The organism is Mycoplasma leonicaptivi ATCC 49890 (genome assembly GCF_000622205.1).
Taxonomy (GTDB): domain Bacteria; phylum Bacillota_I; class Bacilli_A; order Mycoplasmatales; family Metamycoplasmataceae; genus Mycoplasmopsis; species Mycoplasmopsis leonicaptivi.
In genome coordinates this window covers 1-10,686 of the sequence record NZ_JHWE01000031.1, presented here as the reverse complement: position 1 = coordinate 10,686, position 10,686 = coordinate 1, and the positions used below count along the sequence as shown (strand labels likewise).

The 10,686-nt window shown below is 21.5% G+C and carries 9 protein-coding genes; 4 read left to right on the top strand and 5 right to left on the bottom strand.

The window, feature by feature from the left end; all coding sequences use genetic code 4:
• Nucleotides 1–244, top strand: a 244-nt coding sequence (locus tag BU00_RS0102245; protein ID WP_027121317.1) for an integrase core domain-containing protein, incomplete at its 5' end; no start/stop codon positions are given.
• Entirely contained in the window at nucleotides 245–1,450 is a 1,206-nt protein-coding gene (locus tag BU00_RS04540; RefSeq protein ID WP_051521848.1) for a hypothetical protein, read from the top strand.
• A 229-nt stretch (nucleotides 1,451–1,679) separates the two neighbouring features.
• Here BU00_RS04540 and BU00_RS0102235 read toward each other — a convergent pair whose 3' ends face one another.
• Genes BU00_RS0102235 through BU00_RS0102220 form a run of 4 tightly spaced genes read right to left on the bottom strand, consistent with a single transcriptional unit; the run spans nucleotide 1,680 to nucleotide 8,174 of the window.
• Entirely contained in the window at nucleotides 1,680–3,794 is a 2,115-nt protein-coding gene (locus BU00_RS0102235; RefSeq protein WP_027121316.1) for a hypothetical protein, read from the bottom strand.
• 55 nt (nucleotides 3,795–3,849) lie between these two features.
• Nucleotides 3,850–6,231 (bottom strand): MAG1360 family OppF-related protein, encoded by a 2,382-nt coding sequence (locus BU00_RS0102230; protein WP_027121315.1) that lies wholly within the window; start codon nucleotides 6,229–6,231, stop codon nucleotides 3,850–3,852.
• Nucleotides 6,232–6,237: 6 nt separating this feature from the next.
• Entirely contained in the window at nucleotides 6,238–7,239 is a 1,002-nt protein-coding gene (locus tag BU00_RS0102225) for an ECF transporter S component (protein ID WP_027121314.1), read from the bottom strand.
• Between the two features lie 50 nt (nucleotides 7,240–7,289).
• Nucleotides 7,290–8,174 carry an MAGa7180 family putative nuclease gene (locus BU00_RS0102220; RefSeq protein WP_027121313.1) on the bottom strand — a complete coding sequence of 295 codons (885 nt, stop codon included), beginning with the start codon at nucleotides 8,172–8,174 and terminating at the stop codon, nucleotides 7,290–7,292.
• A gap of 84 nt (nucleotides 8,175–8,258) precedes the next feature.
• On the opposite strand from BU00_RS0102220, the gene BU00_RS0102215 reads away from it, so the two are divergent.
• Both BU00_RS0102215 and pip read left to right on the top strand, forming a co-directional pair.
• Nucleotides 8,259–9,317, top strand: a complete 1,059-nt coding sequence (locus BU00_RS0102215; RefSeq protein WP_027121312.1) for an aminopeptidase P family protein — start codon at nucleotides 8,259–8,261, stop codon at nucleotides 9,315–9,317.
• Nucleotides 9,292–10,233, top strand: coding sequence for a prolyl aminopeptidase (gene pip / locus BU00_RS0102210; RefSeq protein WP_245579606.1), 942 nt, complete (start codon nucleotides 9,292–9,294; stop codon nucleotides 10,231–10,233). Before BU00_RS0102215 ends, pip begins: the two co-directional genes overlap by 26 nt.
• A 160-nt stretch (nucleotides 10,234–10,393) precedes the next feature.
• Here the strand turns inward: pip and BU00_RS05235 are convergent.
• A partial coding sequence (locus tag BU00_RS05235) for an integrase core domain-containing protein (RefSeq protein WP_027121310.1) occupies nucleotides 10,394–10,686 on the bottom strand: 293 nt, incomplete at its 5' end.

The following is a 10,686-nucleotide window of genomic DNA, read 5'->3' as shown; positions in this document are numbered from 1 at the left end:
TGATAAAATTAATGGAAAAATTTCAATGTCTAGAGTTGGTAATTCCTTAGATAATAGAGAAGTTGAATATTTCTTTTCGATATTAAAAACAGAATGTTTATATTTAAACAAAATAAAGGAAATGACTTTTAAAGAATTAAAATCATTAATTGAATCGTTTATTGTAAAATATAATAATGAAAGATTTCAATCAAATCTTAATTGAAAAACACCTCAAGAAACTTGAAGTGCTTTAAAATTATAATTGTTTCAAATCTGTGTCCCTGTTTATTCTGATCATATTACAACTGATTTTAGAGCATTTTTAAACCTAAGTGAATTAGAAAATGTTACCTTACATGGTATTGAAGATTCAAATATGTTAGGTGAATATTGAATTGAACAATATTTTGAAAAACCTGATTTTAAACAAAAATATTTTGATTCTGAAAAAAATATTTGAAAATGACCAATAAACGGAACAGATAGACAAACACAATATTTCGTTCCATCACATTTAGATAATGTTTTTATTTATTGATCAAGCAAAAACGTTAGTGATAGAATGACTCATTTGAACTTTAAAAATAATAGACCATTTTTTAACTCAGATAATGTTGAACTCAAAGATTTTATTTTTAATACAAAATCTCAAAAAACACAAAAAAGATTTAGCAGTTACTGAGAAAATATCACTGGTTTAGATTGAAAAAAACAAAGAGATAAAGTCGACAAAATTAAGCAAGCAAATAATAAACCCAGTTTAATTGTTTTGGGTAGCGGGAGCGATTATGATGCTGACTATTTTTTCACGGTTGTTAATAAATATCATAATCAATATAATATTTTTTATAAAGGACACCCTGGTAAAAATAAAACATCATTGACTATTAATTTTATTTTAGATAATCCAAAAGAATATAAATTTTATGACTATGAACAAAACAAAAATCTTAATATCAATACTTCTGTAATTAAGAATTTTGCTGTTTTAGAATCTCAAATACCTTCCGAAGAACTTACAACACACCACGCATTAGAAGAAAATGGTTTATACTTTGATAAGTGAGTTTTATTAGATTACACTTCAAGTGCAATTTTTGGTTTAAAAAATAATGTTAATAACTTTGAAGATATATTAGGATTTGTATTTACTAATCCTAATAAAGAAAACAAATTTTTATTCAACACAAATAAAGATTTTCATTCAAAATTTAATTTATTAATTGAAAAAATTGCTTCCAAAAATATTTTAATAAAAATTAAAGAGCAAAGCTTATCAAAGGATGAAATTTCTGTTGAGGATATTGAATTTATATTGTCAAAAAATAGTTTAATTAATAATGTTGAAATTTTAAATATCAAAAAAACAGAAAAAGATAAATTTATAGTTCAGTTTAGTTTTGAATATAATCCTAAAAAAGAAAACAATAAAAAACCTTATATAATAAGTATACCTTTAAGTAAATAATAAAATATACTCAATTTAATGAGTATATTTTCTCTTCTCTTACTGTTAGTATATATTTTGTAAAATAATTTGTCTTTATTTTAGGATTCTATATATAGAATTTTCAAATCGTCAATTAAAAAGTTAAAGTAAAATATTATTTGATTAAAAATATCTTAGTTTTTATGAATCATTTAACTAAATGTTGATATTAATATCAACTTTTAATTAGAATTTTTACTTATTAATATTAATGCTTTATCTGCACATAATAATAACTATTTAAAATCGATTGTAACTTATCATCAACACCTGAAATTTTACCGTGAATAATATATCCATTTCCTGATTTAATTTCATAAATTTCAATTGCTTTTTTATCAAAAGTATTGTCATCTTTGACAAAATGATTACGCTTGATTATTTGATATTCTGCATTAATACTTGGAGTATAATTTATTGCTTGTCAGTTTGTGATATTTCTGTATTTTTCTAATAATAAATTTGATAATTTTTCTGAATCTAAATTAATTCTTGAGATAACTAAAGCAGATTTTTTAATAAAATCATTGTTATTCTTTAGTTTTTCAAGTAAATCTTTTTTGTTTTTATTTTTGATAAAAGGATTCTTAAATTGTGAAACAGATATTGGTTTTTTTATTTTTTTGTATTCAAATAAAACTCTATTTAATAAAGAATCCGTAGGTTCAAATGAATAATTAGATTTAATATTATTTAATTTTTCATGTAAATAATCTTTATTACTAGATGTAGGTAAATCTCAAATTATATTTCTTAAAGTTTCTTTTCTTTTACTAATTTCTTCATTAAATTCAAATAGAACTTCTTCTTTTAATTTTTTCTCTTCTTCTGATAGTTCGCTATAAATCGAATCTATTTCATTTACCTTTAAAAACTCTTCAAATCCTTCTTTTAATTCAACATTGTTAAGAACTTTATTAATGATAAAAATTTCAAATTTTTCAAGTAAATCATCTGATAAAGTTTCATCAATAGTTTCTTTATATAAACTAATTAATTCATTTTTAAAAATATTGAATGACTCAACACCAATTCTTTTTGTAATATAATCGCCAATTTCAATGTTTAAATACTTGTCATATAAATCTGTAATAAAATCATTTGTTGTATTAAATATTAAATCAGATTCAATGTTTGAAAAAATTGTATTTCTTAAAACATCATACATTTTTAGCTCAGTACTTTCTGATAAAGCATTGGCCAAAATAAACCCATCAACTAATAAGATATTGTTTTTAAATTTTTTAACTTTTACAGTTCCATCTGGTATTAAAATAGAGTTACCATCATAATCTAATGTTTTTAAACCATTATCCTCAGAGTAATATGCATCAAGTGCATCACCATTATACATAATTGCAGAATCAACATCTTTTCTGCTTGGATCAAGTAATGATCTAATAATATCTTGACCATCACCATTAAAAATAATATCATTGTTAGAAATGCTTTGGTTTCTTGATTTTTCAATTAAATCAATAAAACCTTTTGTTGAAACTTTATAATTATCAAAAGAAGTATTTTGATTAAATATATTTCTAATCAATTTACTTTGATTATCAAAAATATATGCTGAACCATATAACATATTAACTCTTGTTGCATCAGTAATAGTTAATTTAGAATAGCCATTATTTTTTATTGTATTAAGTATATTAAAAAGAGAATTTTCTTTTACTACATCATCAAAATTTGTATATTCATTATTTTTTTTAAGTTTTTCTAAATTACTTTCATAATCACTAAAATCTATTTCACTTAAATTGCTATTTTGATTTTTTAATGAATTATAAGCAACAACACCATCTTGACTATAATATGGCACAAAATATTCTCATAAATGTCTTGGTTCTTTAAATTCTTGTCCTACAAAATCTGTTGTTAATTCTGAATCATAACTTTCGAGATGTTTAAAAACTAAAGGTGTGTAAATTTTTTTAAGTTTTTCTTTTAGTTCATCTTTATTTTTTAATGGTTCTTTTAGGTTTAATAAAACATTAAAATTAATAGGTTTTAATAAATTTTTTTTGATTAAACTAATAACTTGATAATCAGAACCTATACCCCCTGCTGCTTTTCCATTATTTAAGGCAACAGTAAACTCATCTACTTCATTAAATGTTTTATAAGAGAAATTTTCATTAATTTTACTAATGTTATCTTCTTCCATATAAGATTTATAATTAAAAAATGCTGGCTTATAATGAACTTGGTTTTTGTATAAAACTAAACCAAAAGTTATACCAAATAAAATAAAACCTAAAAGTAAAGATAGAATTTTTTTAATGTTTTTAAGTGAAAAAAAAGATTTTATCTGTTCCATTTGTCCTTTCTTTTAAAGAATTGTAAACTTTTTATAAAATCATAAAAATAAAAAACTAAAATATATTTGGATTTTCTTCATTATCATTTGTTAAAATTGTTTGATTTTCATTAAAATCTTCAAATAAATTAAGAATTGAGTCATCTATTTTTTTATTTTCGTTAAATAAATCAACATTAATATTTTCTTCTTTTAAAAGAATCAAATAATCAAGATCATCTGTTAAATTATTATTTGTTGAATTTTGTTTTATTCAACTTGAATAAAGTTCTTCATTTGCTCATAAAGAGTGTTGATTTCTAATTATTTCAATTTTCTTTGTTTGAATAATATTTTGTCTAATATTAATGTTGTTTTCTTTCTTATCAAAAAGATTAAAAACATATGGATTCAAAGCATACCTTACTATTTGATCTGTTTCACCTTCTTCTAAAAGGGTATTGTTATCAAAAACAAATGTGTAATTAAAATTATCAGAATTTATCAATTCAATATCATCAGTTATATATGCAAAATGTTTATTATTATTGTTAAACATATTATTTAAAACACGTAAAAATTCTTCTTTTGTATTTTTGGATATTCCATTGTAATCTTCAATGAATAAAATTTCCTTTTCTTCCATTAATATATTTAATAATTTTAGTTTTAGCTTATCAATATTTTTAAGTTTATTATAAGGTGAAAAATAATTACTAAAATTAACTGATAAATATGAATAAATTTTTTCAAACTTAAAAATTCAATTTATTTGATAAATAAATTTTTTTGAAAATTTCTTATTATGAGAAATATTTTGAATAATTGCTTTATAAAATTCATCAAATCAATTATTCTTTATGAAAATATTATAAAATTCCTGAATTTCTTCAAAACCTTGTGAACTTTGGAAAAAGTCAAAATTTTTGTTCTTTTTCAAGATTCAGTTTATTGATACAATGCTTGATTTTATCGTTTTGTTTAAATCAAGAATATATTTATATAATCTTTTGTTTTTTGAAGATTTAAATCCAGAAGATGTAGAAAATATTTTTTCTTGATTAGATTTAATCCATTTTATTTCAGCTTTATATAAAAGATTTTGGTTATTAAGAGTTAAAATTTTGTTTTTATTTATTTTACTGTAGTTTATTTGTTTAAACAACCATTTAATACTTTTAATTTTATTTTTTGTTTCATGAATATTTTTATTAAAATTTTCTTTTATTTCTAATGATTTTTGCTCAAAATTTGAAAAATTAAGTGAAAACTCATATTTAATTATTGTTTTTAAGATTTGAGTTCTTTTTTTCATATTTTTATAAACATATTTTTTTGAAAAAAATAATTGATTATTTACAAAACCATCAATTTCCTTTGCAACATAATTTTCAAATGCACTAAAATCTTCTTCTTTAAACAGGAATATTTTTTTAATAGATTTTTTTATTATTTGGATAGTTTTCTTTAAGACTAATATATTTTTATAAATAAAAAAGAAGTCGTCTTCATTTTTGCAATACTTGACTTTATTTCATAAAACTTTGATATCTTTTTTTAATTTATAAATATATTTTAATAAAAAATCTTTACTACTATTTTTGATATTTTGAAAATGTTCACGATAAAAGTTTAAATCAATATTTAAATTTTGTTTTTTATATTTATTAGACATTTGGAAAATTGTTAAATAATTTAAACTTTTCAAAAACTTTATTTTTTTTTCGTTAAGTTTAATTAAATAATTAATATTTTTGATTTCATTTTTTTTATTTGTATCAACAAAAATATTTAATTTTGTAATAAATTCTCTAATAAAATTTATATAAAATATTGATAGTTCATCAGAATAATCATTAAAAATTTTTTGTAAATTATTGATAAATTTATTATATTCTTCAAAATTATCATTATTTTTTTCTGAATAATTTTTAAAATCTTCAACAATTTTTAAAATTGTTTTTTTGTAATTATTATTTAAATTTTGAAAAGTTTGAGAACTTTCTTGAACAAGTAAATAAAGTATATTTTTAAAATTTAAAACTGCAGATTCATCTTTAAATAATTCAAAGTAGTTATCATAATTTTTAATTTTTAATTTTTTTCAATTGATTTTATAAAGTTCAACAAAAGGTATATTTTGATTATTTTCATTTATTATTTCTTCTAGTGAATAAAAACTTATTATTTTAGAAATGTTTTTTTTATTTGTAAATATTTCAGAATCTTTATTATCATCATATTTTAGTTCAGTATATAAATCCTTTTGTTTTAAAAGAGATGAATATAAATTAGTTGTATTTAAAATTGTATTTTTTTTATTAATATAAAAAACATTAGATATATGTTTTATATCTAATTTATTAACATTAATAATGTTTTCAATTTCTTTTTTAATTTCATTATTTTTTACATCATAAAAAATATTATTAAAAGACAAAACTTTCTTGTTGTTCACTCAAACCTACTTATATGATATTTTTTCTGTTTTATTGATTAATTTACTAATTATAGAATATGAAAAGAAAATAACAAAGGTATTTACTCAAATTTTAATAGGACTTGCTAAAATATGTTGTGTAATTCATATAAAAATGTCTTTAATATTAAAACTACCAATTGAATACAAATCAGCAAGAGATAATAAAGGTACATTAATTAATTCAAGAAATGCGCTAAAAACAATTATTGGAACTAATATAATGTAATTTTTAGGTTTCATTAAAAATCTTGAAAATAAAATAAAAACTATCATAGAGCAGGTTCCAATAGACATAAGTACCATTAAAGCAATTCTGTTTTTAATAATAGAATTTTCTAAATTAGAATCTGGTGTTTTGATTAATAATAAGGTAATTAACGAGATAACTAAAACTAAACATAAAATACCTGTTAAAAGATTGATGTTCACTAATAATTTTTCTTCTTTTTTATCTTCAATGTATTTTTTTCTTGTATTTAATTTTATTATAACTAAAGCAATTTTGTCTGCTTTATATTGATTGCCAATTTCTTTAAAATGATTATATTTAAGTGATTTTAATGCGATTTTTTGCTGTATTTTTTGGATTTTGTATTCCGCACTAAAGGCTTTGTTTATTATATTTAAAAAATAAAAACCAAAAATACCTGCAATAAAACCATTCATAGCAGTTGCAACAGTATATAAAGGATTATAACCAGCGGGTGGAATAAATAAAATGGATAAAATATCACTAATTACACCTACAAAAAGACCAATTGCAGGACCAAAAATAAAACCAGCTATTTTAATTGGTAAACCTATAAAGGCTATTTTATATGATGGGATAACAGTTCAAGGCATAATTTCTGCAATAACAATAACAAAAGCAACAGAAATAGCTATTAAAATTCCAACATAAACCATTTTTTTAATGGTTCATTTGGGTAAAAATAAATTATCAATCATTAAAATTTTTTTGAGTTTATCCATTTTTATGTTCATATTTTTATTATACATTAATAAAGAATCAGTTAAATATTATATTAATAATATTATGGTTGACAATCTTTATCTGCCTTTCCTTCATTTTTTCATTTATTAAGTAAATTAATTCATTCTTGTTCTGTTTCACATTTTAAATATTCTAAATCATCATAATTGCTAACTTCATCAAAATTAGGAGATTCTTTTTGATTAGTGTATTTAAAATATCATTCCTTAATTATTTGTATATCTTCTTTTGCTTGATTTTCATTAACTTTATATGAAAATGTTTGTAATTTTCTTTCATATAAATTAACAAATTCTGGTTTTTCATAATCATTAATATTATTTTCTTTATCATCTTTTAAAAATAAAGCAACAATTGAAAATTTATCAATTTTTTCATTTAATTTTTTTGACATTAAATAACAATATAATTGAGATTGTTTTAAATATGATGGATCGATATTATTATTTTTTGTTCAATCTTCATATTTTTTTTCACCGGCTGTTTTTATTTCAAAAACCATTTTTAAAGGTTTCGAAAAACCATCTGGAACCCCTCCGATTACTTCATCAATATCATAAAAATAATCATAATTGACTTTTTCTGCTTCAATGTGTTCAATTTGCCAACTTGGTTGCGCTTTTTTTAATACATCAAAAATTTTAGGTTCTAAAATCACCCCTGCATTAATATATTTTTTGCTTAAAACCGGCATTTTTAATCTGGTTATATGTAAAAAAGCTTTAAATTCACTTTTAAAGATATTATTTTTAATTAAAATATCACCCACAGAGCTACCACCAATTTTTTTATATTTGCTGAATTTTCCACCATTTTTTAATTGTTCAAATAAAACATCAGATAATACAATTACTTTTTTATCTCAATCAATAAAATAATCTCTTTTGTTATAAAATTTTCTTGATACTTTTTGATTTAAATTCATAATATAAATTATATTAAATTAAAATCTTATTTCACTTAAAAAAAGAAAATAAAAATGTAAAATTATAAAAATAAAGGAGAAATTATGGATAAAAGAAAACTAATAGAAATGTTTAATAAAACTGGTGTTGAAGCATTGATTTCAGAAGCACCACAAACAAGATTATGATATTCTGGTGTTCAAACAACAGATGGTTTTATTGTTATTGAAAGAGATAAAGCAACTCTTTTTGTAGATGGTAGATATATAGAATATGCAAGAAAAATTGCAAAAAATGTTGATATTGTTTTAATTGAAGGTAATTCTATGCAAGAGTGATTTAATACAAAAAACTTTAAGAAAATTGCTCTTGAAGAAGATTATTTAATTAAAAATGTTGAAAATAGAATTACAAAACTTGTAAATCCAAAAGAAATAGTATGAATAAATGCACAAAATTTAAGAATTGTTAAGTCTATTGATGAATTAAAAATTATTCAAAAAGCTGTAGATATTTCTATGAAATCTCTTGAAGAACTTAAAGAATGAATAAAGCCAGAAATGACCGAAAAAGAAGTGGCCGCTAAACTAAATTATTTATTGAAACTAAACGGAGCCGAAAAAGAAGGTTTTGATGAAATAATTGCTTCTGAAACTTCTTCCGCGGAACCGCACCATCATCCAACTCATAAAAAAATTGTTAATAATTCATTATTAAAAGTTGATTTTGGAGCACAATACAAAGGTTATACTGCTGATATTACAAGAACATTTGTTTTAGGTGATGAAACTAAAACAAATCCTAAATTATTAGAAATTTTAAAAATTGTCGAAGAAGCAGCATCAGAAGGTAGAAAAAAAGTAAGACCTGGTATTAGTACTTCTGAAATTGATAAAACATGTAGAGAATATATTCAAAAAAAAGGATATGGACAATATTTTGTTCACTCAACCGGACATGGTTTAGGTATTGATGTGCATGAATTACCTAATGTTTCATCAAAATCAAATATTATATTGGAACCCGGTATGATAATAACAGTTGAACCTGGAATTTATATTGAAGGTCTTGGTGGAGCAAGAATTGAAGATGATGTTCTTGTTACCGAAAATGGTTATTATGTATTTTCAAGACCAAATGAAACAAATGAAAGACCATTCTAAATTAATCAAACAAGGTTTTCTTGAAGTTTCCAAAATTCATAAAGTTTTTTATAAAATTTTTGGAAATAAATCAGGAGAACCTGTTTTTATAATACATGGTGGTCCAGGAGGTACGAGTTTTTATAAACAAACAAAACTTTTTGATTTAGATAAATATATGTTGATTTTTATGGATCAAAGAGGAACAGGCAAAAGTGTACCTTTTTTAGAAACAAAAGACAATAATACTGATGAATTAGTTCAAGATATTGAAAAAATGAGAAAATTCTTAAATTTAGATAAAATTACATTGTTTGGAGGTAGTTGAGGAAGCACACTCTCATTATTATATGCTATAAAATACCCTGAAAACATAAAACAACTAGTGTTAAGAGGTGTATTTCTTGCAAGACAAGAAGATGTAGATTATTTATACGAAGAAGGTGCTTCATATTTTTATCCTGATATTTTTGAAAAATATAAAGACTGTGTAAAAGAAATTGAAGGTAAAAACATTTTAGAAAAATACTACAATATTTTTTATAAAAAAACTTCAAATAGCATTGAAGATGCGGTTTATAATTTTTCAAATTGAGAATCAAGTATTGTAAAAATAAATCCAAACAAACCAAATAATAAAATTACAAAAAATGATTTTTCTATTGCTTTTTTGGAAACATATTACTTTTATAATAAATCATTTTTAAAATCAGATAATTATATTTTACAAAATATAGATAAAATTAAAAACATACCAACCTTTATCGTTCATGGTAGACAAGACATTGATACCCCCCCTATTGGTGCATATTTATTAAATAAAGAACTAAATAATTCTTCACTATTTCTTATTAGTGGTGCTGCACATTCTGTTTCAGAAAAAAGAATATGAGCAAAATTAAAGGAAATTTTTGATAATTTAATTTATAAAAACTAAAATATAGTATAATTTCTAAGCCACAAGAACAATAACTCACTAACCTGGTCAGAGTAGAAATAATGCAGCCATATGAGAAAGTGTTGTGTCATGTGGTCTTTTTTTATATCTTTATAATAAAAATCAAGCAAGAATAAACATGGAAGTCTATTTTAGACCATTAATACTTATTAACGTCTCAAACTTCTTGAGGCGTTTTTCATTGTAAATTTGATTGTATTCTTTCAAAATTATATCAATCAACATAATTTTTTATAAGATTTAATAATTCAGAAAAATTTAATTTAGAAATATTAATTTTGTTTAACATTTCAGATTTAATATTAGAAAAGAAATATTCTGCTTCTCTATTGTCAAGTGAATTACCAACTCTACCCATAGAAATTTTAAAATTATTTTTCTTAGAAAGTTTTATATATCTATTTGATGAATATTGATATCCGTGATCTGAAT